Annotated in this window: 22 protein-coding genes; 18 read left to right on the top strand and 4 right to left on the bottom strand. The window is 60.9% G+C overall.

Translation table 11 applies throughout. The annotated features are described in order from the left end of the window. Positions 1-12: 12 nt before the first annotated feature. Positions 13-639, bottom strand: a complete 627-nt coding sequence (locus AB3X96_RS39130) for an isochorismatase family cysteine hydrolase (protein ID WP_368593976.1) — start codon at positions 637-639, stop codon at positions 13-15. Between the two features lie 443 nt (positions 640-1,082). Here AB3X96_RS39130 and AB3X96_RS39125 point away from each other — a divergent pair, with 443 nt between their 5' ends. The 14 genes from AB3X96_RS39125 to AB3X96_RS39060 all read left to right on the top strand — a co-directional run bounded on the left by AB3X96_RS39125 (position 1,083) and on the right by AB3X96_RS39060 (position 16,159). Continuing rightward, positions 1,083-1,373, top strand: a complete 291-nt coding sequence (locus AB3X96_RS39125) for a muconolactone Delta-isomerase family protein (RefSeq protein ID WP_368593975.1) — start codon at positions 1,083-1,085, stop codon at positions 1,371-1,373. Between the two features lie 123 nt (positions 1,374-1,496). Continuing rightward, complete coding sequence (locus AB3X96_RS39120) at positions 1,497-2,069, top strand: ferric reductase-like transmembrane domain-containing protein (protein ID WP_368593974.1); 573 nt, start codon at positions 1,497-1,499, stop codon at positions 2,067-2,069. Positions 2,070-2,204: 135 nt separating this feature from the next. Next, the gene (locus AB3X96_RS39115) at positions 2,205-3,563 is read left to right on the top strand and encodes an epoxide hydrolase family protein (RefSeq protein WP_368593973.1); all 1,359 of its coding nucleotides are present in this window, start codon (positions 2,205-2,207) and stop codon (positions 3,561-3,563) included. A 177-nt stretch (positions 3,564-3,740) separates the two neighbouring features. Beyond that, complete coding sequence (locus AB3X96_RS39110) at positions 3,741-4,187, top strand: MaoC family dehydratase (protein ID WP_368593972.1); 447 nt, start codon at positions 3,741-3,743, stop codon at positions 4,185-4,187. A gap of 210 nt (positions 4,188-4,397) precedes the next feature. Next, positions 4,398-4,949, top strand: a complete 552-nt coding sequence (locus AB3X96_RS39105) for a transposase (RefSeq protein WP_368593971.1) — start codon at positions 4,398-4,400, stop codon at positions 4,947-4,949. After that, positions 4,925-5,134 carry an IS66 family insertion sequence element accessory protein TnpB gene (tnpB, locus tag AB3X96_RS39100; RefSeq protein WP_368593970.1) on the top strand — a complete coding sequence of 70 codons (210 nt, stop codon included), beginning with the start codon at positions 4,925-4,927 and terminating at the stop codon, positions 5,132-5,134. Before AB3X96_RS39105 ends, tnpB begins: the two co-directional genes overlap by 25 nt. 327 nt (positions 5,135-5,461) lie before the next feature. Next, on the top strand, positions 5,462-5,656 hold the full coding sequence (locus AB3X96_RS39095; RefSeq protein WP_368593969.1) for a hypothetical protein: 195 nt from the start codon (positions 5,462-5,464) through the stop codon (positions 5,654-5,656). After that, positions 5,649-5,981: a hypothetical protein gene (locus tag AB3X96_RS39090; RefSeq protein WP_368593968.1), complete on the top strand. Its 333-nt coding sequence runs from the start codon at positions 5,649-5,651 to the stop codon at positions 5,979-5,981. The genes AB3X96_RS39095 and AB3X96_RS39090 overlap by 8 nt, the downstream gene beginning before the upstream one ends. Before the next feature lie 1,258 nt (positions 5,982-7,239). Next, the gene (locus AB3X96_RS39085) at positions 7,240-10,368 is read left to right on the top strand and encodes a PAS domain S-box protein (RefSeq protein WP_368593967.1); all 3,129 of its coding nucleotides are present in this window, start codon (positions 7,240-7,242) and stop codon (positions 10,366-10,368) included. After that, the gene (locus AB3X96_RS39080) at positions 10,365-12,125 is read left to right on the top strand and encodes a sigma 54-interacting transcriptional regulator (protein ID WP_368593966.1); all 1,761 of its coding nucleotides are present in this window, start codon (positions 10,365-10,367) and stop codon (positions 12,123-12,125) included. Before AB3X96_RS39085 ends, AB3X96_RS39080 begins: the two co-directional genes overlap by 4 nt. A gap of 271 nt (positions 12,126-12,396) precedes the next feature. Beyond that, positions 12,397-12,693, top strand: coding sequence for a hypothetical protein (locus AB3X96_RS39075; protein ID WP_368593965.1), 297 nt, complete (start codon positions 12,397-12,399; stop codon positions 12,691-12,693). Between the two features lie 14 nt (positions 12,694-12,707). Beyond that, positions 12,708-14,402 carry an AMP-binding protein gene (locus tag AB3X96_RS39070; protein WP_368593987.1) on the top strand — a complete coding sequence of 565 codons (1,695 nt, stop codon included), beginning with the start codon at positions 12,708-12,710 and terminating at the stop codon, positions 14,400-14,402. Continuing rightward, on the top strand, positions 14,399-15,061 hold the full coding sequence (locus AB3X96_RS39065; RefSeq protein WP_368593964.1) for a hypothetical protein: 663 nt from the start codon (positions 14,399-14,401) through the stop codon (positions 15,059-15,061). Before AB3X96_RS39070 ends, AB3X96_RS39065 begins: the two co-directional genes overlap by 4 nt. 258 nt (positions 15,062-15,319) lie before the next feature. After that, positions 15,320-16,159: a sulfite exporter TauE/SafE family protein gene (locus tag AB3X96_RS39060; protein WP_368593963.1), complete on the top strand. Its 840-nt coding sequence runs from the start codon at positions 15,320-15,322 to the stop codon at positions 16,157-16,159. 158 nt (positions 16,160-16,317) lie between these two features. On the opposite strand, the gene AB3X96_RS39055 is transcribed toward AB3X96_RS39060, so the two are convergent. The 3 genes from AB3X96_RS39055 to AB3X96_RS39045 are packed head-to-tail and all read right to left on the bottom strand — an operon-like array spanning position 16,318 to position 18,486. After that, positions 16,318-17,055 carry an IS6 family transposase gene (locus AB3X96_RS39055; protein ID WP_368593962.1) on the bottom strand — a complete coding sequence of 246 codons (738 nt, stop codon included), beginning with the start codon at positions 17,053-17,055 and terminating at the stop codon, positions 16,318-16,320. Then, a complete protein-coding gene (locus AB3X96_RS39050) occupies positions 17,052-17,195 on the bottom strand; it encodes a hypothetical protein (RefSeq protein WP_368593961.1) in 144 nt (47 codons plus the stop codon). The genes AB3X96_RS39055 and AB3X96_RS39050 overlap by 4 nt, the downstream gene beginning before the upstream one ends. 55 nt (positions 17,196-17,250) lie before the next feature. Continuing rightward, entirely contained in the window at positions 17,251-18,486 is a 1,236-nt protein-coding gene (locus AB3X96_RS39045; protein ID WP_368593960.1) for a lactonase family protein, read from the bottom strand. 319 nt (positions 18,487-18,805) lie between these two features. Between AB3X96_RS39045 and AB3X96_RS39040 the strand changes: the two genes are divergently transcribed. From AB3X96_RS39040 to AB3X96_RS39025, 4 genes are all read left to right on the top strand, one after another. Next, positions 18,806-19,321: a sugar dehydrogenase complex small subunit gene (locus AB3X96_RS39040; protein ID WP_368593959.1), complete on the top strand. Its 516-nt coding sequence runs from the start codon at positions 18,806-18,808 to the stop codon at positions 19,319-19,321. Positions 19,322-19,323: 2 nt separating this feature from the next. Then, positions 19,324-20,934 (top strand): GMC family oxidoreductase, encoded by a 1,611-nt coding sequence (locus tag AB3X96_RS39035; RefSeq protein ID WP_368593958.1) that lies wholly within the window; start codon positions 19,324-19,326, stop codon positions 20,932-20,934. Between the two features lies 1 nt (position 20,935). Then, entirely contained in the window at positions 20,936-22,225 is a 1,290-nt protein-coding gene (locus tag AB3X96_RS39030; RefSeq protein ID WP_368593957.1) for a c-type cytochrome, read from the top strand. A 66-nt stretch (positions 22,226-22,291) separates the two neighbouring features. Next, positions 22,292-22,594 carry a DUF4148 domain-containing protein gene (locus tag AB3X96_RS39025; protein ID WP_255215149.1) on the top strand — a complete coding sequence of 101 codons (303 nt, stop codon included), beginning with the start codon at positions 22,292-22,294 and terminating at the stop codon, positions 22,592-22,594. The last annotated feature ends 782 nt before the right edge of the window (positions 22,595-23,376 follow it).

Raw genomic sequence — 23,376 nt, 5'->3', positions numbered from 1 at the left:
CACGGAGTCAGCTCAGGCCGTTGGCAACGCATCGATGAGCTCGCGCGTGTTGACGATACTGTGCGCAAAGGTCGGCCCATTCAGATCGTGTGCCGCGTGCATCATTTCCTGACGGAACGTGGCCGTTGCATCCTTCACGAGGGTCACGTGGTAACCGAGTTCTATTGCGTAACGGCCAGTCGCCTCGATGCAGGTGTTGGCCAGCAGGCCGACGAGAACCACGTGCGTAATGCGATGCTGCTTGAGCTGGAAATCAAGGTCCGTATTGGCAAAGCCACTCGAGCCCCAATGTTCGAGGGCCACGACGTCGCCCGGTCGCGGCGCAAAGTCGGGATGCCACTCGCCGCCCCACTCGCCCCTGGCGAAATGATGACCGTCCATGATCTTGCGCTGGCTGGGGCTCGGGTGACACCAGCACTGGTAATCCCCCGGCTGCCACCGGCGGTGCGGGACATACACGACCTGTATCCCGGCACGGCGGACGGCGCTGTTGATGGCCCGAAGATTGTCGAGCAGTCCGACTTGTGCCGCGACGTCCTTGACGAAGGGCCAGACTTTGCCGCCCTCCGAGAGGAAGTCGTTATAGGGATCGACGAACAGCAGTGCAGTCGAATTGGTGTCGTAGGCGACGGGCGTCATTTGCGTTCCTTCGGAAGTGGGGCATCGAACCTGCGTCCCGACACGGCCTGCGTTTTACACGGACACCTGTGCCGCTCGCGAACCCGGTTCAGCTGGCGATGAAGTTTGCCTGTGACTGCATTGTAGATATGAAAAACATAGTGTCAAGCTAAAAACTTGAATTCCTGAGTGCTACGTGCGTAGTCTCCAGAAATTAGCCGCGCATCAGGTGAGGTTTGCACGACAGAAAAAATCTGTTGCTATGAAAAACATAGGTGATGTATGGTTTGGTCAGACGTCGAATTAGCTGCCCAGTGACCACATCCACCGATGCCTCGGAGGATGCAAGAGGAGCGGGTGTGCCGTTCTTCAGGCTGAAATGACCCATTCCTCCCAGCACTGAGTTCCGGATTTGTTCACACGGAATTCATAGCCGGAGCGCAACGCCTTCCCAGGAGAGCAAAATGCAATACCTCGTGATCATTTCCCGTTCGGAAAACGCGTCCTCGATGTCCCCTGCCAAGGAGGACGTCGAGGCGGAAGCCGAGTATGTTCGCCGGCTCTACGCCTCGGGAGTCGTGCGCCAGATATGGCTGAGAGCAGAAGGTGGCGCCTGCATGATTTCGGAGGCCGATGACGAAATTCGCCTCGCGGCACTCCTGTCAGAGCTTCCATTGGTCAAATCCGGTTTTCTCGCACGGCCTCAGATCAGCCAGTTGCGCTCCTACTCAGGATTTGGGCCGCGTAGTCACTGAACCAGACGCTGCGCGCGCGTCTGGCCGGCCGCGCCACCGTACCGATGCAGGCCCGAAAGCCGGCGTCTCTCGCAATCGCCAGATCGTGGCCGGCAATCGACAAATATTGTTCGGATTATCCAAATGACACGTTGGAAACTTTTCGGTGTACTTACCGTAGGTGTTTCTCTCTTTGCAGTGGTGGCCTTCGCACTGGCGCCGGACTGGGTGAGATCGTTGCAATATGTGGTGCGTGCGACGGCTCGCACGTCCTTTGTGCTGTTCCTCGCCGTTTTCATGGCCGGCCCGCTTGTAAAACTGCTGCCGTCGGTGCCCACCAGCGCGCTGGCACGAGAGCGTCGCTACATCGGATTGTCGTTTGCCGCGTCGCAGCTTCTGCATGCATTGGCGCTCATCATCTACTTCACTACGGCACCCGAGGCATTCTGGGTAGGCCGTACGCCAGCGACGAACATACCGGGCTTCATCGGCTATTTGATGATTCTGCTGCTGACGGCTACGTCGTTCGCAACGCCGGCGCGCGTTATCGGATCGGAAAACTGGAAAAAGCTGCATCTGCTGGGCGTGTGGATACTCGCCATCATATTTGCGGTCTCTTTCTTGACCCGTGTCCATCTCCATGCCGGCTATCTCGCCCCGGGCATGGTCATGGTCGGGGCCATGCTGTTACGTATGGTTGCGCGGTTCGGCACGTGAGGCTGCGATTCGTCGCGCCTCGGGGATGCGCCGCATGGACCAGGCGCCTCGACACTCCCACGGGGGCTCAACGCCGGTTCTCCCCTTTCAGGCCTCGCGCGCTCTGCGCCAGGCTAATTGTCAACTGGAGTTCGCATGACAGACAAGCTTATCCCTCAATCGACATCCCGCCGGCAATTCGTGACCCTCGCCGCGGCAGCCGTAGCGGCGCAATCACTGAGCCCGCTTGTGTCCGCGCACACGATCCGCGGTATCACGGATCTCGAGCCACAGGCGGGCAGCGGCACGGAGGCAATTTTCCGTCTTCGCGTGCAGGTTCCTGAGTCGCTGCTCGTAGAGTTGAGAAGACGCATCAGGGCCACCCGATGGCCGGAGCGGGAAACCGTCGATGATGACTCGCAAGGCGTGCAACTCGCGACGCTTCAGGGCCTCGCGCACTATTGGGCGACCGATTACGACTGGCGCAAATGCGAAGCGACCTTGAACGCTCTGCCGCAGTTCGTCACTGAGATCGACGGGCTCGACATTCATTTCATGCACGTGCGCTCGAAGCATGAGAATGCTTTGCCGCTGATCGTCACGCACGGGTGGCCCGGTTCGATCATCGAGCAACTCAAGATCATCGATCCGCTCGTCAATCCCACCGCCTATGGCGCGAGCGCATCCGACGCCTTCCATCTGGTCATTCCTTCTTTGCCGGGCTATGGCTTCTCAGGCAAACCCACGACGACCGGCTGGGGTCCGGAGCGTACCGCGCGCGCATGGGTCACGCTCATGCAGCGTCTTGGGTATACGGAATTTGCGTCGCAAGGCGGTGACTTGGGAAGTGTTGTGTCGAATGTGATGGCCAAACAGGCGCCCCCTCAGTTACTGGGCATCCACGTCAATTTCCCGGCGGCGGTCCCGCCGGATGTCCTCAAGGCGGTCCAGGGCGGGAACCCGTCACCGGCAGGGCTATCGTCCGACGAGAGGCTCGCGTATGAGCAATTGAGCGTCAACTTCAAGAAGCGGCGCGCCTACGCGTTCGAGATGGCGACTCGCCCGCAAAGCCTCTACGGACTGGCCGATTCTCCCATTGCGCTGGCAGGCTGGCTGCTCGACCACGGCGATGGTTATGGCCAGCCGGCGGCACCGATCAAGTCGGCCGTGCTAGGGCACGCGGTCAACGGGCACCCAGCCGGTGCCATAACACGCGACGACGTCCTCGATAACATCACGCTTTACTGGCTGACCAATACGGGCGTGTCGGCGGCCCGGTTCTATTGGAAAACGGCCCACTTCAACTACCTCCTTGCTGCGAATGTTTCCGTACCGGCCGCCGTCAGCGCGTTCCCCGGGGAGAACTATCAGGCACCGCGCAGTTGGACAGAGCAGGCTTACCACGACCTCATCTACTACAACCGGCCTGAGCAGGGCGGCCATTTCGCCGCCTGGGAGGAGCCCCTGCTACTCGCGCAGGAAGTTCGAGCGGGTCTGCGGCCGCTACGAAGCTAATGGGCAGGCAGTGCGACCGGCTTCGAAGTCGCTAGCGGCGAGGCCCCCGGGCCACTCTCGGATTCTCCGCGCAAGACTATCCTTCGGATAGGGATAGCACCATCAAGGTCGAACGTCACCACAGAAGGGGCGTTCGAAGAGCCAATATCAGCGAATAAAACGTTTCAGGAGTAACGCATGAAATCAGAGACTCTGTATCTGGAAGATCTCGCCGTGGGTGCGGTGTACAAAAGCGCGGAGCATAAACTCGATGTCGACCAGATACACGCCTTCGCGCGACAGTTCGATCCCCAACCTTTCCATCTGGACGAGAAAGCTGCTCAACGCTCCTTCTTTGCGGGGCTTGCAGCGAGCGGCTGGCACACGGCAGCGATCACCATGAAACTTCTCGTTCAGAGCCTGCCGATTGCGGGTGGCATTATTGGTGCGAGCGGCGAAATCGCGTGGCCAAGACCCACTCGCCCGAACGATGTCCTGCACGTCGTCAGCACCGTCCTGGAGATCGCGCCGTCGCGTTCCAAACCCGACCGCGGCATCGCGACAGTCCGCAGCGACACGATGAACCAGCAAGGTGAGCTTTGTCAGCGAGTGGAAATGCGCCTTCTGGTTTTTAAACGGCCCTGAAGCTTAATCTCGGATGGCCACTTGTTTCGCCGCGCCACCTTGCAGTTTGGGTTCAATCAGGGCTGGCCCTTCAAGACAATCCAGACAGACGCCGGCGTGGGCACACCCCTGACGGCACCGAGTTTATCGGCAAGCGGTCCATCTTTAGCGTCTGGCAGTGATCGCCAGGAGCGAGGAGCATAGGCGTCCACCTATTCGAGGTGGACACCTATGGCTGACAAAGACTCAGAGTTAAGAGTCGTACGACAGAGCCGTGATGGCCGGCGTCGCTACGACGAGCAAGGTAAGCGCACGCTGGTCGAGGCCGCGCTGCAACCCGGCGTTTCCGTCGCGCGCATGGCTCAGGAACACGGGATCAATGCCAATCTGCTACGTAAATGGATCACAAAATACCTGCTGGAGCGGGAGAAAGGCATCTCGCCTGCACCACAGGAGCCTGTTGCTGAGCATCACGAGACGGCGCCTGCGGCAGAAGTGATCGATGGCGTGGCCATCGACCTTCTGGGTCCGTGCAAGGCCGCATCACCCACGAGAACGTCATCTGCATTCGTCCCCGTCGTTTCGGCGCCGCCGGCGTTGCTCCCCGAAGGAAGCGCCTTGGCGAGAGCGCCTATGCCCTCATCGCCCTCCATGACGCTTGCGCTGCACGTGCGTCTGCCGAACGGCGTCGAGTTTGATATCGCGGACGCGACCATAGACGAACTGGCCACCGTGGTCCAGATGCTTGGGAGAGTGCCGTGTTCCGGTTCGACGCGAATCTGAAGGTGTACCTGCACCGCGATGCCGTCGATTTCCGGTACGGCATGAACAGCCTGTCGATACTCGTTGAGCAGTCGATGCGCCTGAACCCGATGGACTCCTCGCTTTACGTGTTTGGAAACCGTCGCCGCGACCGGGTCAAGATTCTCGGCTGGGATGGCAGCGGCTTCTGCAAGCTGCCTACATAAAGCCCACGGTACAACAGTCGAAAACTCGGACGGTGATGTATCCGTGGCATCCGTGGCACGGAAAACAGGTTGTTGTGCGTAAGGCGACTGGAGCTCGTACGGCATACGTGTATTGGCGTGCTCTCGACGAGCGGGCCGCGGAAGGCCAGTTCATCGAAGTACCGAGATGGATGCTGGATGCGGCCGCTTGCGCGACGAAGTGTTTGCGCGAAGTTGCACATGTCGACTTGGAAGCGCTGCGAGCCGTTCAGGATTTGCTTCGGGTGTCGCCGTCTCGGCGTTCGGAAGAAATCAGGCAAGCTCAGTCTTCTCCTCAAGGAGAGACTGATGCGCAACCACCTATCGTTAGCAAACGCCAGCCAGCTGACGTTATTTCTGGCCGAACCGAACGGGCTGACGTGGGAGCAAGTGCCAGCACCCGTGCGCGAGGAATTGACACGGCTACTGGCAAATCTGCTGGTTCTCGTCGTCAACGGTCGTCGGGACTCGGACGCGCTTTGCGGGGAGGCGAACAATGAGTGAGAAAATCTTGCCGCAACATCTGGCTCGCAAGGCGATCCTGTACGTGCGTCAGTCCTCGGCCTGGCAGGTGGCGAATAATCTGGAGAGCCAGAGGCTGCAATATGCGATGGAAGCGCATCTTCGTCAGTTAGCCTCATCAGGCGGCACCCGCAAGCGCCCGTTCTCCGGCACGCTGCCCATAGCCAATAACCGAAACTTCGAATGCGATGCCGGACGAGTCGATATATCTCCGCACAATCTCCTAGGAGCGCTGCCTGTCACCCTCCGAAAAAGATCGGCATGTCCGCCACGCCCCGGCCATGACGTGCTTCGACGAGGGAACTGATAAGCGTGCGAGGTTTCTCGCGTGCTGCCTCGGGCACATCAACCTCCGCGATACATGGCATCGATGGAGTCGCCCCCCGGGGCGCGCTTGGCGGACTGCGACGGGACCGACACGCTGACGCTGACGCCGCCATGGTTCTTGTGAACCATGCTGCCGTGGGGCCGCGGCATCGTTTGACCGCCGTGCGTTGCTGTCGCTCCGCTGTCTGAGCGACAGTCGGATGCAGGTACGTAGGCGCCTGCGAAAGCAGGCGCAGCCAGCGATGCTGAGCATGCAACCAAAAGGGCGGCGATAGTTTTCGCGTTCATGGGGACTCCAATGATTGAGTTGAGCATCCAAATGCACCCGAATCGGGTCTATGCGGCGCGCCATGTTCAACTTGATCGGACGACATCAAGGCAGTGCTGCGCGCTAACTGATGCACGCAAGTCGCGACCGCACTATCCCGCGGCGGTGGTCGGATAGCGACGGCGCGACATGCGAACGTCTTGGTGCGAGAACTGTGCCAAAGCCCCGACGGAGGCCCCACTGGATGCCAAGTGCCTGAAAATTCGACGCTTTTGCGCTGGCGACGTGTGAGCCAGGGCGCTGCGTATGCGACACCCATGCGTATGCGCTCACGATCTGTCGGGAGTGTCCCGACAGATCGTGAGATCCAGTCGAACCTGAGCAAATCTTGAAGCCTTACGGGCAAGGCTGTGCGGGCTAAACCGGTGTTGAAAACACCTCAAGAAGACGTGCTGCATGCGACCGGCCGTCGAACGGCTAGCTCGTGACGCGTAGCAATCGTGTTCGGCTCAGTTCGACCCGGAGCGGTCTCCGCATTTAGCGTCGAGTGACTGGCTTGTATCGATGGTGAAACGGTCTCCCTTGCGCACTCGCCCATAGCTTTCAAGCGATACCAGTCGCGACATGAGCAGCAGCACGACTTACCACGAGACGGTGTTACTCGCACCCCGATTCGAGGATGTCTCCTTCGCCACAAGCGCGCATCGCACTCAGTATTGCATCATGCGTTTAAAGAAACGCTTCGCTACTGCGCCGTTTGCCGTTTCGTGGCCAACTTGCTTGACGGTGGCACGGTGGGCTGGACCATCGTCCTGTCCAGGACAACACGGACGGTGTACAGTAAAAAAATTGAAAGTCCGCGATGTTCGAAAGCCGCTTTGACGGACCGGCAACACACAAATGAACGAATAGCCCCCGTTTCGAACCGGCCTCTGTGAAGCCTTTCTGCAGAGTCTGAGGAGTAGCCAAAGTGACGACGTCGGAGCGACCATTCGCACCGCCGGGCCGACGCGAACGATTACTCGAGCAGCAAACGGCGCTGGCGGCACTGACCCGGATGGATGGGCATCAGGGCGGCAGTCTCAAGGAGAGGCTGCAGTTCGTCACGGAGACCGCAGCCCGGTTGATGGGTGTCGAACGTGTAGGCCTGTGGCGCTATACGGAGACACGTTCGGCCATTCGTTGTCTTGATCTCTACGAGAGCCGTCACAACCGCCACACCGACGGCGTCGAGATCCGGGTTGAAGACTATCCAGCCTATTTTCAGGCACTTGTGACGAGTGAAGTTATCGTCGTGGATGACTCTCATGCGGATCCTCGGATTCAGGAATTTTTCAAGACCTACCTGATGCCGCTTGGCGTCACGGCGATGCTGGACGTTCCGATTCACCTGCACGGCCGTGTGGACGGTGTGCTGCGTCTCGCACAGCTCGGGCCCCGGACGCCGTGGACGCCCGAAGATCGCCTGTTCGGCATCGCGCTCGCGAATCTGATCGCGCTCGCCGTCGAGCGCGATGAACGCATACGTGCTGAAGAAGCGCTGCGTGAGAGCGAGCAGCGTCTCGCCACACTGGTCGCGTACGCGCCTGACGCCATTCTCGTGTTTGACGTGGACGCCGACCGCTACATTCAGGTGAACAAGCAGGCCGCGTTGCTGTTCGGCTACGACTGCGAATCGCTGCTGCAGATCGATCCGACCAGACTCAGTCCCGAACGGCAGCCGGACGGCCGTCTATCGAGCGTGGCCCGGCGCGAATACCTTGACGTAGCGCTCCAGGGGGGCACGCCGGTGTTCGAGTGGACGCATCAGAATGTAAGGGGCGAACTGATTCCCTGCGAAATCCGGCTGGTTCGCCTGCCGCACACCAGTTGCAGGCTCGTCCGCGGCAGCATCATCGACATTGGGGAGCGCAAGCGCACGGAGCAGGCGTTGCGGTCGAGTGAGCAACGCTTGTCCACGATGCTCGCCTATTCGCCCGATGCGATCACGCTACTGGACGTCGATACACTGCGCTTCGTCCAGGCGAACGAGCAGGCGGCGCGTCTTTACGGATACGATCGCACGACGCTGCTTCGCCTGGGACCCGTCGAGCTGAGCCCCAAGTGTCAGCCCGATGGCCGGCCCTCGGCCGTCGCGGCGCGGGAGAAGGTTCTGGAAGCGCTCGACGGCGGTGTGCCTGTATTCGAGTGGACGCATTTGAACGCCGCGGGCGCGCTCTTTCCTTGCGAGGTCCGCCTGGTGCGATTACCTGATGCGTCACGCAGGCTGGTGCGCGGCAGCATCATCGATATCAGCGAACGCAAACGTGCCGAGGCAGCTCTGCGAGAGAGCGAGGCACGTATGCGCGGCATTCTGGATGCGTCGATGGACTGCATCATCAGCATCGACCACGCCGGACGGATCATCGAGTTCAATCCCGCATCCGAGCGAACGTTCGGCTACCAGCGCGAGGGTGTAATCGGACGCGAACTGGCTGAACTGATCATCCCGCCATCCCTTCGCGACGCGCACCGTCGGGGGCTGGCGAAATATCTCGCGACAGGAGAGGGTCCGTTATTGGGCAGACGAATCGAGGTTCAGGCGCTGCGTTCCGACGGCACGGAGTTTCCGGTCGAAATTTCCTTGACACCGATCCTCGGCGACCCGAAGCTCGTCACCGCCACGGTCCGCGACATCACGGCGCGCGAGCGCACGCAAGCAGAGTTGCACGAGGCGAAGGAGGCGGCGGAAAAGGCCAGCCGCGCCAAGTCCGAATTTCTCGCGAGCATGAGCCACGAATTGCGCACGCCGCTGAACAGCGTTCTCGGCTACGCGCAACTATTGCGGTGCGAGGAAGAACTCTCGCAGCGACAACGCAAGGCACTCAATGTCATCCAGCAAGCCGGGGAACATCTGCAGCGCCTGATCGAAGAGATCCTCGACATGGCCAAGATCGAAGCCGGCACGCTGGACATCGTTACCGAAAACGTCGATCTGCACCGGATGCTTGACGGCATCGTCGAGATCACGCGCAGCCGCGCCCAGTCGAAGGGCCTTGCATTCACGTTCGCGCCGGGCGCCGACGTTCCGGCAGTGGTTTCCGCCGATGAGCGACGCCTGTGTCAGGTGCTGACGAATCTTCTCGATAACGCGATCAAATACACGCGGCACGGCGAGGTCGTCTTACGTACGAGCATGCATGAGCGCTCCGTGTGTTTTGCCGTCGAGGATACGGGCCTTGGGATCCGGGCGGAACACCTGTCCGAAATCTTCGATGTGTTTCATCAGGTTCGCGATCCGTCGATGATCGTGGAGGGTACGGGACTTGGACTCGCGATCAGCAAACGGCTCGTGCACTTGATGGGGGGCGAACTGCAGGTCGCCAGCAAGCCGCACGAAGGCAGCCGCTTCTGGTTCGAGCTGGAACTGCGCCCGGTTTCCGCGCCGGCGCCGGTAGCCACGAACTGGCCCGCAACGGGGGTGGCGGGCGCGAGGCGCCGCGTATTGGTGGTCGACGACGACCAGGACGGACGCGGCCTGCTGAGCGACTTGCTAATTCCGCTCGGCTTCGAAGTGCATGAGGCCGCTGACGGCCTCGAGGCGGTCCACGAAGCCGCGCGCCTGAAACCTGACGCCATCCTGATGGATATGCGGATGCCGCGCCTCGATGGTCTTGCCGCAACGGCACAGATTCGCACGATGCCGGATCTCGCGGGCACGGTCATCTTTGCGATCTCCGCAAGCGCCTTCGAACACAACCGTGCACGCTGCATCGAATCGGGGGCAAACGAGTTCATCCCCAAGCCATTCCGGCAGGAAAAGCTGCTTGAACTGCTATGTGAGCATCTCGGACTCACGCTGCTTCGCGCGCCGCCCAAAGACCCGAACAGCGAGCGTGAGCGGCTGGCACCGTTGATCGCACCGCCTTGCGGACGACTACTGACGTTCATCGACTTCGCCTCGCGCGGTGACGTCAGGCAACTATTGATCGAGGCGAACGCACTGGCGAACGAAGATCCGATATACGCACCATTCACCGAGCGCATCATAGCGATGGGCGACGCGTACCAGATGAAGGAACTGCGTCGATGGCTCAAGAGTTTCGCAGGCACACCATGAGCTCGGCCGATGTACACAGGGCACCGATTCTCGTCGTGGAGGACGTCCCGGCCAATCTCTCCGTCTTGCTCGATTTGCTGAGCGGCGCGGGCTTCACCGTTTCGGTCGCCGAAGACGGCGAAAGCGCGCTCGAGCAGATCGCCTATGCCCAACCGGCACTTATCCTTCTCGATGTGATGATGCCGGGGCTCGACGGATTTGCGACCTGCCGGCAGTTGAAGGCGAATCCCGCGACCCGCGAGATTCCGGTGATCTTCATGACGGGCCTCACCGACACGATAGACAAGGTCAAGGGCCTCGAGCTCGGCGCCGTCGACTACATCACCAAACCGTTCCAACACGAGGAAGTGCTCGCGCGTGTCAATACGCATCTCGAGTTACAGCAGCTCAAATTGCGCCTCCAGGAAAGCGAGGAGCGGCTGTCGCGGATCATCGAATCGGCGACGGACGCAATCGTCGCGTTTGACAGCGACGGCCGCATTACACTTTTCAATCGCGCTGCCGAGCGGATGTTCCGCTGTCCCGCGAACTCCGTCGTCGGGCGGCCTTGCAAGGCGTTCTTCTCGCCCTCGTTGTACGACCTGGTTGGCGACTTCATGAGAGGCAATCAACGGCGTGCGCCGATCTGGCTGCCGGATGGGCATAGCGCCGTGCGTGCCGACGGCGAGTCCTTTCCGATCGAAGCGAGCCTGTCATCTGCGGAGGCGTGCGATCAGCCGATCTACATCCTGTTCATACGCGATATCGAGGAACGCAGGAAGGCGGAGGTGGAGGTCGGTCAGTTGCGCGGCCTGAACCGCTACCTTCAGGACGAATTGCTCGAAGCCGAGGCGGGCGCGAATCTCGTCGGCACGGCCGGCCTGCAAGGCGTCCTGCAGCACGTGCGTCAGGTGGCCGGGACCGACGCCTCGGTGCTCGTGACCGGCGAGACTGGCACAGGCAAGGAACTGATCGCCCAGGCTGTCCATCGTATGAGCGCACGTGGTGGCAAACCGCTTGTCAAGCTCAACTGCGCGGTGCTTCCTGCGAATCTTGTCGAAAGCGAATTGTTCGGGCATGAGAAGGGCGCGTTCACCGGCGCGCTGGCGCGCAAGGCCGGCCGCTTCGAACTGGCCGACGAAGGCACGCTGTTTCTCGACGAGGTGGGCGAGCTGGCGTTGGACCTGCAGGCGAAGTTGCTGCGCGTGCTTCAGAATGGCGAGTTCGAACGGCTCGGTAGCAACCGTACGCAAAAGACGGATGTGCGAATCATTGCCGCCACGAACCGGAATCTTGCCGAAGAGGCTGCGACGGGCCGGTTTCGCGCAGACCTGTACTACCGCCTCAACGTTTTTCCGATTGAACTGCCTCCGCTTCGCGCGCGGCCCGAGGACATCGAGCCGCTCGTAGAGCATTTCGTGCGTCACTATGCGTCGAAGTATGGGAGACACATCGACCCTGTCGGCGACGCGCAGTTAAACCTGCTTCGGGCCTATCGATGGCCGGGCAATGTGCGGGAGCTGCAGCACGTCATAGAACGCGCGGTCATCCTGACGCAGGGCAGCCAGCTTGCGCTTGGCGACTGGTTCAGGGACGCCATGCCCCCGGCCTGCGAGACGGTTACCCTCGAGGAGGCCGAGCGCGCTCATATCCTGAAGGTCCTGGAGCAGACCGACTGGCGCGTCAGCGGCAAGGCTGGTGCGGCCGAACGCCTCGGGCTGCCGCCCACGACGCTGGAGTCGCGCATGAAGCGGCTCGCGATCATCCGGAAGGTCTGAGAGTCACGATATATCGAGAAGGTCACGAAATATCGTGACGGCATGCGCTTGCGCACGCTGGATGCGTGCGCCTCCACTGACATTGTTCCACCCAAAAAAATTCGAATTATCAAACACTTGGCACCGGATTTCACCCACGGGGCGGCGACTGGCACGGCTTTCGCCTAAAGACGGTCGCAAGACGCGCCGCGGCGTTCTGGCAGCAGCCGCTGCAGGATTCGCGTGCGGTCGCGACTTGTGTTTCCTCACGGACCGTTAAAGGAAATCTGTAATGAGCACAACCTTACGCGTTTGCATTGCGATCGCCGGCGTTGCATTTCTGCTCGCCGTCGCTATCCGGACCGATTCCGCCGTCATTTCGCTAGAGCCAACGGCCACCGAGGCCATCATTGCCGCCGCCACCGACACGAATACACCCACAGACGCGAGCAGCACGTGCGGCGGCTCGGGCGCGATGGCGTCTGCCGCCTCGCCGGCGGTTCCGAGCGCGCGCGAACGCACGACGCTGACAGGTTCCGGCGCATTGTGCCCACCCGCCGAGATCGACGAAGTTCAAGGTGCCGACTAGGACGAGGAATGGCCATGCAAACGAAGGAAAGCTATGTGGTGGGCGCGACGGACGTACCACTGACGGACGACACGCTGGGCGCATATATCGACAGGGTCGCCGCACGGCATGCCGACAACGAAGCTCTGGTGGTCGTTCACCAGAATGTGCGCTGGACGTGGCGCGAATTCTCGCGCCGGGTCGATAACCTCGCCGTCGGGCTGATGCATCTCGGTCTCGCACCGGGAGATCGCATCGGTATCTGGTCGCAGAATTGCTCGGAGTGGGTGTTGACACAGTTTGCTGCGGCAAAGGCGGGGCTGATTCTCGTCAATATCAACCCGGCCTATCGTCAAGAAGAACTTGAGCACGCACTCAACAAGGTGGGCTGCAAGGCGCTGATCATGTCGGCTCGCTTCCGAGGTACCGACTATGTCGAGATGCTGCGCGACGTGGCAAGCGAAGTTGCGCACTGCGCACACGGTCAATTGAAATCCGCTCGCTTGCCAGACCTCAGGCTCGTGATCATTCTGGGTGGGCAGGCGAGCGCGGGCATGCTGAACTTCGAGGCGCTCCTCGCGCCTGCGAACGAGTGTGATCTGTGCGAGCTTGCGGCTCTCGGCGCGACGCTGCGCTGCGACGATCCGGTGAACATCCAGTTCACGTCGGGCACGACAGGTTCGCCGAAGGGCGCAACGCTGACTCACCGCAATCTCCTGAACAACAGCTTCTTTGTCGGCGAGGCAATGAAGCTGACCAGTCAGGACCGGCTGTGCATTCCAGTGCCGCTGTATCACTGCTTCGGCATGGTGCTTGGCAATCTGGTCTGTGCGACGCACGGCGCGACGATGGTCCTTCCCGGCGAGGCGTTTGACGCGAAGGCAGTTCTTGAGACAGTTGAGGCAGAAAAGTGCACGGCTCTGCATGGTGTGCCGACGATGTTCATTGCGCTCCTCGCACACCCGGAATTCGGACGCTACGGTTTCGACACGTTGCGAACCGGGATCATGGCCGGATCGCCATGCCCGGAAGAAGTCATGAAGCGCGTGATGGAGCGCATGAACATGCAGCAGGTGACCATCGCCTATGGAATGACTGAAACGTCGCCGATTTCCTTTCAGAGCGCCCTCGACGATCCGCCGGGGAACCGCGTATCAACGGTGGGGCGGGTGCAGCCTCACCTCGAAGTGAAGATCGTCGACGAGCGGGGACGCACCGTGTTACGCGGCGCAATGGGCGAACTGCTCACTCGCGGCTACTCGGTTATGCGCGGCTACTGGAACGATCCCGAGAAAACGTCGGAGGCCATTGACGAGGAAGGGTGGATGCATACCGGCGATCTGGCGACCATCGACAATGAAGGATATTGCAGGATCGTCGGCCGGTCGAAAGACCTCATCATTCGCGGTGGCGAAAACATTTGCCCGCGCGACGTCGAGGAATTCCTCTATCGCTATTCGAAGATCCAGGACGTGCAGTGCGTTGGCGTGCCGGATTCCAAATACGGAGAGGAGCTGTGTGCGTGCATCATCCTGCATCCAGGCGCCGCGGCGGACGCCGAAGAGATCCGCTCGTTCTGTCGCGGGCGGATTGCTCACTACAAGATCCCCCGGTACGTGGCGTTCCTGGACCGCTTTCCGATGACCGTGACCGGCAAGATCCAGAAGTTTGTTTTGCGAAAGCAGATGGCCGAAGCTTTCAAGCTCAACGAGGAAGAGGCAGCATCGTGAAGTGGCTCGATATCGATGAAATGGCGGCCGGAGTCCCGCTGCCAAAGGGGTACCGCTTTGAATTACTGAAGCGATGTGACATTTCCGAGGTCGTTGACTCGATCAAGGAATGGTTTCCGGACATTAGCGTTGGTAGCGCGAGCGTTTATTTGCGAGGCGATTTTTTCGGTGAAAAGGTCAGTCTTGTCGATGAAGCCGACAAAGATGTCCTCGTCGTGCTGCTCAGGGCAGGCCACAGCCTGGCAGGGCTTTTCTCCTGCGAACGTGACCTGGACACGTTGAGTCTTTACGGCCGCCTGGTAGTGGTCGCCCCGAAGCATCGGGGCGTAGGACTATGCCGCAAATGCATCATGCTGGCCGAGCTCATCGGGCAACGGATCGGAATGGGAATGATCTATGGAATGGCTACCTTGAAGATCCCGAATGTGCAACTGGCGTTTGAAGCGTTGGGATGGCGGCTCATCGGCATCGCTCCGGGATACGACCGGGAGATGGTTGCGCCCGGTGTGGTGAAGCGCGTCTATGAGGCGGTGTATGCGAAGGTCCTGGTGTCCGAGTGCGAAATGTTGCGCCCGCAGACACGGAATCTCACGCGAGGCACCCGCAGGATTTTTTGCCAGATGTTTCCGGACCAGCTGCTTGCACAAGGGGGTGATTGAGAGACCAGACACCCAATTCGCAAGAGTTCAAGTCCGTCGGAACTGCACAATTTCGCACCTTTTCCTTGATGTATACCGGTACCAAGCGTCATGGCAATCATATTGCATTCGTCCGTATGAAGATCGTTTTTGCATTGTGCCGCCGTTGATGAGCTAGAAGCGATTGAACTGGAGACGGTGCTCTTTCACGTAGATACCTGATTGATGAGTTATTGAATGTCGCCGATCAACGTTCCAGCACGTGCATACTGAATCGAGATGAGCTCCCTTTCCCTTTCCCTGTCGTCGTATGGAGAAGCGACTATCGCATTTCTTCTCTCCATACTTGGTATTTCGGCTGTCACGAGCGGACTATCGGGTTTCGGTTTCTCAGCGATTGGCGCGGCCAGCCTGTGGATTCTGCCACCTCAGGTTGGCGTTCCTCTGCTGATGGCCTTGTCCACAGCAAACCAGACAATGTCGCTCAGGCAGCTTCGCACGGAACTCAAGCCAATACGCGAATGGTGGCCCGACGGTCCCGCGCCTTTTATATTGGGCGGCATCGTTGGCATCCCGATCGGACTGCACATCCTGCGTGCGTTGCCAACATCGGGTTTGATGGTTGCCTTTGGGACTTTCCTTGTAGTGTATGCGCTGTATTCCACTTTTGCCTCGCCTACTCATCGTCAGCCCATTGCTGGATGGTGGTTGCCCGTTTTCATCGGTGTGCTGGGCGGGATCGTCGGCGGATTCACCGCTTTTCCCGGCGCAGTCGTTGTTTTGTGGATCGGTCGTCAGCGCCTGCCCAAACAGGAATCGCGTGCAATCGTGCAACCCTATATTTTTGCGATGCAGTTGCTCGCGTTAGCCATGCTAGCGATCCATCGCCCGTCAACGTTCGATGCGCAATTCTGGAGTTTGTTCGCCGCGGCGGTCGTAGTCGTTTTGCCGGGTACCTTCCTCGGTGTACGTATCTATCGATCGCTCTCTGACATTAACTTTCGTCGCGTGTGCTTTGCTCTTCTCGGGATATCGGGTCTTGCAATCCTGTGCAAGGGCGTGGTCTCGTCAGGCATCGGCGCGGTCCTGTCTCGCCTGTTGATTGACCGCGGTCTGTAGCCTTTCTCTCATCTACGAGTTCCAGTCACGCGCCCGTAATGACAGCGGGTCGCCACACGGTGACTGCTCACAAAGATGGGGTGCGCCGGTAACTGAGGTTTGCCAGGCACTGTCAACTTGGCTGACTTCGTCGATGACGAGCCATAACGCACTGCGGCTCAGAAGCCAGTCGACGGAGTTTGGGTGACGTTGGTAAATTCGCGCCACGCGACAAACCGGGCCGCGAGGTATTTGCGATAGAGAGAAGCGCGCAGCACATGTCGTTTCAGTGCGAAGTGCTGCCGGATCGGACCAAAGCTCGACAGGAAGGCCTGCGTACGCTTCGGGTCGCGAAAGCCTCGCATGCGCCGCTCGCGCTCCCTTGTGGGCTGATGGCTGTTCTCCGCCCGATTGTTGACACGGGCCGCAGCCTTGACGAGCACATGCTTCACGTTCAGCAGTTCCGGGATGTCGGCTTTCGCAGCCGGATAGCTGCGCAATTGATCGGTGACGATCTTGCGGGGCACCGGGTTCGAACGCAGCACCCGTTTGAAGAAACGTTTGGCTGCGGTTCTGTCGCGCCGCTTTTGCAGCAAGATGTCGAGTTCGGCGCCGTGCTCGTCGACTGCGCGCCACAGCAGGTACGGTTCGCCACGCAGTGTGACGAACATTTCGTCGAGGTGCCACGTGCCCCCCGGCTTGCGGCGCGCCGCTTTCACCCGATGGGCGAAGCCCGCACCGAACTTCTCGCACCAGCGGCGAATCGTCTCGTAGCTGACCGTCACTCCGCACTCGAACAGCAACTCTTCGATATCGCGCAGGCTGAGCTGGAACCGGAAGTACCAGCGCACCGCGTGGCTGATGACCGTCGCCGGGAACCGGTGGCCGTGATAAAGCGATTTCGTTTTCCTCGTCATCGCATCATGTTACGCGACCACCCCGCCAACGTGACAAAGCCCTGCTTGCCGCCTTCGCAGCCGGCCAGCCCGTCTGCGGGAAGCAGCACCGCCGCCGTGCGCAGAAAGCCCCGGCGTGACGTGAGAGGGAACTCGGACATACTCGATCTCTGTATCAATACGGCGCGGCCGGATTCGACCGTGGCTCAGCGCTCGTCAACGCGCGACGAACTTGAAGTCGACCGGCGAGCCGATATCGATGCGCTTCGGATTCGGCTCGAGCAGGCCCGTTTGCCGATCGCGGCGGAACACGTAGGCGGTGTCGCTGTTCTGATTGCCGACGATCAGCCACTGGCCAGTCGGATCGATCGCGAACTCGCGCGGCGAGCCGCCGAGGCTCGACTGCCGCCCCACACGCCTGAGCTTGCCGGAGTCCGCATCGACGGCAAAGATCGAGATGTCGCTGGCGTCGCCGCGATTCGACACATAGAGGAACTTGCCGTCCGGCGAAAGATGCAGCGCCGCCGCGCCCTGCGTGCCCTCGAAGCCCGGCTCGGCAAGCTTCTCGACCTGCTCGAGCTCCAGGCGCCCGTCCTGATAGCGGAACACGCTCACGGTTGCGGCCAGCTCGCTCGTGAGATACGCGTGGCGCCCGTCGTTGCCGAAGATCAGATGACGCGGGCCGCTACCTGTCTTGACATCCGTATAGCGCCACTCGGCAGGGCTCACGGGGCTCCGGCTGCCGTCCGGTGTGTAGCGATAGGTCCAGAGCTTGTCGGTGCCGAGGTCCTGGGCGAAGAGGTAGTGCCCATCCGGCGAGAACACCGTCGAGTGCACGTGAGCGTTGTCCTGGTGTCCCTTCGCGGGGCCGCCGCCCTCGTGATGCACGGTGAGCACCGCGTCGCTGAGCTTGCCGTCCTGCTGCACGGGCAGCACCGCAAAGCTGCCGCCCGGGTCGGCCGCGACTGAGTAGTTGGCGACGAACAGATAACGCCCATCGGGCGATAGGCGCACGTAGCACGGATCGTTGCCCTGCGCCGACACCTTGTTGAGGAACGTGAGCTGGCCGCTCGCGGCGTCGAAGGCGAATGCGCTCACGTCGCCGCGCAGACTCGCGGGGCCGTTATCGCCAGGAAGCTCGTTCACCGCATAGACATAGCGATGGTCGCGGCTCACCTCCAGGAACGACGGATTCACCGTCCTCGCGACGCTCACCTGCTGTGCGTCGCCAGTCTTCGTGTCGAAGCGGAAGACGTAGAGCCCCTCGCTCTTGCCGCTCGTATAGGTGCCGACGATGAGATCGTAGACGCCGTCCGCCGGCGCGGCGGTGGAAGTGCCTTGAGGAAACGCATGCGTCGCGGCGACGCAAGCCATGATGACGAAGCCTTTGATGAGCCGGGTGAAGAGCGGCGCCGGCCCGCGTTGCACGCAATACTCGTTCCAATCGTTCATGCGTTTCCTCTGTTACGAAGTTGCCTGACGTTGTGCGACTCGCTACGTTCGATCTACGCCAGCGTTAGGACGCGTTGCTCATTGGTAGCAACTTTAGGCAGTAAGCGGTGCGCGAGTCAATTGCACAATGGTGTTAGCGGCACTTCCGCATCGACGCTAAGGACTGCCATGTGATCTAACACCAAAGTTCACTTGCGGCTGCCCTCGGCACGCCATAGATTGATTCGCAAAGGGACGCCATTAACAGGATGCGGGGAAAGCCGTCTGCTTGATAAACCCCAAGGACTTCATGATGGTTATCAACTCAAAGGACGATCAAGTGACACAACATGAATCCCCAAGCAATGGTTTCGGCGAGACGCCCGCGTCACGCGAGCGCCGCCGTTGGCTGCAAGGTGCACTCGCCCTCGCGGCCGTCGGCCTGACCGGTTCCGCCACGCTCAAGGCGCTTGCGCAGAGAACCGCGGGTAGGAGCGACGTCGGCCAGTCACTCGACGCATTCATGACGCTCTCGGAATCGCTCACCGGCAAAAGCACGCTCGATCGCGCCGTCGGCGAGCGCCTCGTGACAGCCCTGCAAAAGAAGACGCCCGATCTGGCGCAGCGCGTGCCGCAGCTCGCCGGCGCGCTCGCATCGAGCTCGATGAAGCCGGACGACGAAGGACTCGCGTTGAAGATTCTCGCGGGCTGGTACATGGGCATCGTGGACGATGCCGTGATCACGTATGAGCAGGCTCTGATGTTCAGCGTGGTCTCCGACACGCTGATCGTCCCCAGCTATTGTCCCAACCAGCCTGGCTTCTGGGCATCGAAACCTATCGAGAGGCAATCCTGACCATGGCCGATACTCAACAAGCCGATATCGTCGTAGTGGGGTCTGGCGTCGCTGGCGCGCTCGTCGCACATCAGCTTGCCCTCGCGGGCAAGTCGGTGATCATGCTCGAAGCGGGCCCCCGCATGCCGCGCTGGCAGATCGTCGAGCGCTTTCGCAATCAGGTCGACAAGATGGACTTCATGGCGCCGTATCCGTCGAGCGCGTGGGCGCCGCACCCTGAGTACGGCCCGCCTAACAACTATCTCATCCTGAAGGGCGAGCACAAGTTCAACTCGCAGTACATCCGTGCCGTGGGCGGCACCACGTGGCACTGGGCGGCCTCCGCGTGGCGCTTTATCCCGAACGACTTCAAGATGAAGACCGTGTATGGCGTGGCGCGTGACTGGCCGCTGCAATACGAAGACCTGGAGCCGTGGTATTACCGCGCCGAACAGGAACTGGGCGTGTGGGGGCCCAACGACGAAGACCTCCTCTCGCCGCGTAAACAGCCTTATTTCATGACGCCGCCGCCGCTCTCGTACAACGAGGCGACCGTCAAGTCGAAGCTCAACAGCTATAACCCGGCCTTTCACGTGGTAACCGAACCGGTGGCGCGCAACAGCCGGCCGTACGACGGCCGTCCCACGTGCTGCGGCAACAACAACTGCATGCCGATCTGCCCGATCGGCGCCATGTACAACGGCATCGTGCACGTCGAGAAGGCCGAGCAGGCGGGTGCCAGGCTCGTCGAAAACGCGGTGGTGTACAAGCTCGAGGTGGGGCCGGACAAGCGCATTACCGCGGCGCTCTACAAGGACTCGCAGGGCGCCTCCCATCGCGTGGAGGGCAAGTACTTCGTCCTCGGCGCGAACGGCATCGAGACGCCGAAGATCATGCTGGTGTCAACGAGCCACGATTTTCCGAACGGCGTCGGCAACAGCTCAGACATGGTCGGCCGCAACCTGATGGACCACCCGGGCACCGGCGTGTCGTTCTACGCGGACGAGAAGCTGTGGCCGGGCCGAGGGCCGCAGGAAATGACATCGCTGATCGGCTTTCGCGACGGCCCGTTCCGTGCGCAGCAGGCGGCCAAGAAGATCCACCTGTCGAATATGTCGCGCGTCGATCAGGAGACGCAGAAAATCTTCGCGCAGGGCAAGCTGCTCAAGCCGGCTGCGCTGGATGCGCAGATCCGTGACCGCTCGGCCCGCTACGTGCAGTACGACTGCTTTCACGAAATCCTGCCGCAACCCGCAAACCGCATCGTGCCGAGCCGCACGCAAACCGATGCCATTGGCATTCCGCGTCCGGAAATCACCTACCGGATCGACGACTACGTGGTGCGCGGCGCGGCGCACACGCGCGAAGTCTATGCGACCGTTGCGACGGTGCTGGGCGGCACGGATGTCGAGTTCCATGACGAGTTCGCACCGAACAACCACATCACCGGCGCGACAATCATGGGCAGCGATCCGCGGGATTCCGTCGTCGACAAGGACTGCCGGACTTTCGACCATCCGAACCTGTTCGTGTCGAGCAGCGCGACGATGCCCACCGTCGCGACGGTCAACGTGACGCTGACCATTGCAGCGCTCGCGCTGCGGATAGCGGACCAGCTCAAAAAGGAAGTCTGACGTGCTCAAAAAGACCCTCTTCCTGACCCTTGCCGGGGCCTTTGCGCTCACCGGTGCTGCCCGCGCCACCAACGTGGCCAAGGTCCCGCAAGCAGACGAGGCCACGCTCGTGAAACGCGGCGAATACCTCGCCGTGGCCGGTGACTGCATGGCGTGCCATACCGCTTCCAACGGCAAGCCGTTTGCGGGCGGTTTGCCGATGAAGATCCCGATGCTCGGCACGATCTATTCGACCAACATCACGCCGGACAAGGACACTGGTATCGGCACGTGGTCATTCGAGGATTTCGACCGCGCCGTGCGCAAGGGCGTCTCGAAGGACGGCCACAACCTGTACCCGGCGATGCCCTACGTCTCGTTCGCGAAGGTCAGCGACGACGACATGAAGGCACTCTATGCGTACTTCCAGCACGGCGTCGCGCCTGTGAATCAGCTGCAGCGCGCAGGCGATATTCCCTGGCCGCTCAGCATGCGCTGGCCGCTGGCGCTATGGAACCGGGTGTTCCTCGAGACAGGCCCGTACCAGCCCAGGCCCGGGCGCGGTGTGGAGTGGAATCGCGGCGCGTACCTCGTTCAGGGGCTCGCGCATTGCAGTACCTGCCATACGCCGCGCGGCTTTGCGATGCAGGAGACGGCGCTCGACGATAGCCGCAGCGGTTTCCTCTCGGGCTCCGTGCTTGCCGACTGGCAGGGCTACAACATCACGCCGGACGCGAATAGCGGCATTGGCCGCTGGAGCGATGCGCAGCTCAAGCAGTACCTGCGCACGGGCAGCGTGCCAGGCGTCGCGCAAGCGGCGGGTCCGATGGCCGAGGCTGTCGAGCATAGCTTCTCGCATATGACCGACGCCGATCTGACGGCCATTACTACGTACGTCCGCACGGTGCCCGCAGTCAGCGACGGCAGCACGCGCCCGCGCAACGGATGGGGCCGGCCGGCCACGGAAGTGGCGACGCTGCGCGGCGTCGCGTCCGACGATACGCTGGACCCGGCACGGCTCTATCTGGGCAATTGCGCAACCTGCCATCAGGCCCATGGCGAGGGTTCTCCCGACAGCTATTACCCGTCGCTGATGCGCAATTCGACGGTGGGTGCGGCCAACCCGACCAACCTCGTACAGGTGATCCTGCACGGTGTGCAACGCGACGCGGCGGGCAACGACGTGGGCATGCCGGCTTTCTCGCACGAACTGACCGATGCGCAGATTGCGGCGCTCACCGACTATGTGACGGCGCACTTCGGTGATCCGTCGGCGAAGGTCACGGATAAGGACGTGGCGAAGCTGCGCTGAGTCGACACGTTTCAGCGGAACGAACGTCATTTGATCGTTTCGATCGCGTGATATGGAGAACAAAACATGAGCACAGCAATCGTGCGCATGATACCGCTCGCCTTGATGGCGGCAGGTTCGCTGGCCTTTGCATCCCGGCAGCTTACCCCACAGGAGTGCAATAGCTATCCGTTCAAGCCCGCCAAGGGCGCGCTTACGAGGGCGGACGTGGTTCGCGAACTGGCGGAGCTGGAATTGGTTGGCTATCAGCCCCCGACCGACAATTCTTCGACCGACATCCGCGCCTATAGAGAGAGGCTCATAGCCAAGCATGCAACAGACTGTCTGCCTGAACACTCCACCGCCAGCAACCAGGAGACGAACCGCTAGTTTTGTATTCGCCCACGAGCGTGAAAGTTTCGACGTCAGCACCACCCGCAATGCGCAGCAACACATGACGGCGCGCTTGCGCGACCGTTTTCGTCGGAAAGTTGATGGGACCTGCGTAACGGTCTGGTAACCTTTTTCACATAGCCTGCATGAGCTCGTCTGTGCAGCCGGCTATTCAGAAGCCACCGGCCCATGCGCGTAGCGCGAGGACTGCCGTGGTTGAGTGCCCTGATCCCACTGGTCATTCGCTACCCGAATCATTGCCGCACATCAGATAGGCGAATTCCTGCGCGATCTTCACGCCGTGAAATTGCTCCACTGACCGTTACGCGCATTTGGGTCTCCATTTGAAGAGGATAGCGTTTGGAGGCAAAGGCCCCCCAATGTTTAAGACGACTGCTTGTGGGAGAAGCCGACATGCGCAAGACACGACTGCGCAGCTTTTTCAGAATGCAGCGAACATAGTCATGCATCGCCAGCCACGGTCGGCTGTAGCCGGCCCACAGGTGACTCTCACCAGTGTGGAACGTCTGTCCGCTATCTGGGCCCGTTGTGCCATCTGCAGACTAAAGGACTGCGCGCGCCTGGTCGGTGCAAAATTGAATCGTTGTTTGACCCAATCCTGTGATTGGTTGCATTCGCTGGATTCGGCAGTGAATGAAATGAACGCGTCCCACCCGTGAATGTGAGCGCAAAGGGAGGTGGATCCTCACGGGCCAACGGCATCGATGTGCCCACGTGGAAAATACGAAGTTTCCAGGCAAACCGGAGGATCCGTCGTG

It is taken from the genome of Paraburkholderia sp. BR13439 (genome assembly GCF_040948805.1).
GTDB classification, from domain to species: Bacteria; Pseudomonadota; Gammaproteobacteria; order Burkholderiales; family Burkholderiaceae; genus Paraburkholderia; species Paraburkholderia youngii.
This window is presented reverse-complemented; position numbering and strand designations above follow the sequence as displayed.

Bases quoted from the DNA above. Each gene is read 5' to 3' on its own strand.
- AB3X96_RS39050 (WP_368593961.1), bottom strand. From the start codon at position 17,195: ATGTCCGAGTTCCCTCTCACGTCACGCCGGGGCTTTCTGCGCACGGCG.
- AB3X96_RS39035 (WP_368593958.1), top strand. From the start codon at position 19,324: ATGGCCGATACTCAACAAGCCGATATCGTCGTAGTGGGGTCTGGCGTC.
- AB3X96_RS39075 (WP_368593965.1), top strand. From the start codon at position 12,397: ATGAGCACAACCTTACGCGTTTGCATTGCGATCGCCGGCGTTGCATTT.
- AB3X96_RS39105 (WP_368593971.1), top strand. From the start codon at position 4,398: ATGGCTGACAAAGACTCAGAGTTAAGAGTCGTACGACAGAGCCGTGAT.
- AB3X96_RS39080 (WP_368593966.1), top strand. From the start codon at position 10,365: ATGAGCTCGGCCGATGTACACAGGGCACCGATTCTCGTCGTGGAGGAC.
- AB3X96_RS39130 (WP_368593976.1), bottom strand. From the start codon at position 639: ATGACGCCCGTCGCCTACGACACCAATTCGACTGCACTGCTGTTCGTC.
- AB3X96_RS39120 (WP_368593974.1), top strand. From the start codon at position 1,497: ATGACACGTTGGAAACTTTTCGGTGTACTTACCGTAGGTGTTTCTCTC.
- AB3X96_RS39115 (WP_368593973.1), top strand. From the start codon at position 2,205: ATGACAGACAAGCTTATCCCTCAATCGACATCCCGCCGGCAATTCGTG.
- AB3X96_RS39025 (WP_255215149.1), top strand. From the start codon at position 22,292: ATGAGCACAGCAATCGTGCGCATGATACCGCTCGCCTTGATGGCGGCA.
- AB3X96_RS39070 (WP_368593987.1), top strand. From the start codon at position 12,708: ATGCAAACGAAGGAAAGCTATGTGGTGGGCGCGACGGACGTACCACTG.
- AB3X96_RS39095 (WP_368593969.1), top strand. From the start codon at position 5,462: ATGCGCAACCACCTATCGTTAGCAAACGCCAGCCAGCTGACGTTATTT.
- AB3X96_RS39045 (WP_368593960.1), bottom strand. From the start codon at position 18,486: ATGAACGATTGGAACGAGTATTGCGTGCAACGCGGGCCGGCGCCGCTC.
- AB3X96_RS39060 (WP_368593963.1), top strand. From the start codon at position 15,320: ATGAGCTCCCTTTCCCTTTCCCTGTCGTCGTATGGAGAAGCGACTATC.
- AB3X96_RS39090 (WP_368593968.1), top strand. From the start codon at position 5,649: ATGAGTGAGAAAATCTTGCCGCAACATCTGGCTCGCAAGGCGATCCTG.
- AB3X96_RS39125 (WP_368593975.1), top strand. From the start codon at position 1,083: ATGCAATACCTCGTGATCATTTCCCGTTCGGAAAACGCGTCCTCGATG.
- AB3X96_RS39110 (WP_368593972.1), top strand. From the start codon at position 3,741: ATGAAATCAGAGACTCTGTATCTGGAAGATCTCGCCGTGGGTGCGGTG.
- AB3X96_RS39055 (WP_368593962.1), bottom strand. From the start codon at position 17,055: ATGACGAGGAAAACGAAATCGCTTTATCACGGCCACCGGTTCCCGGCG.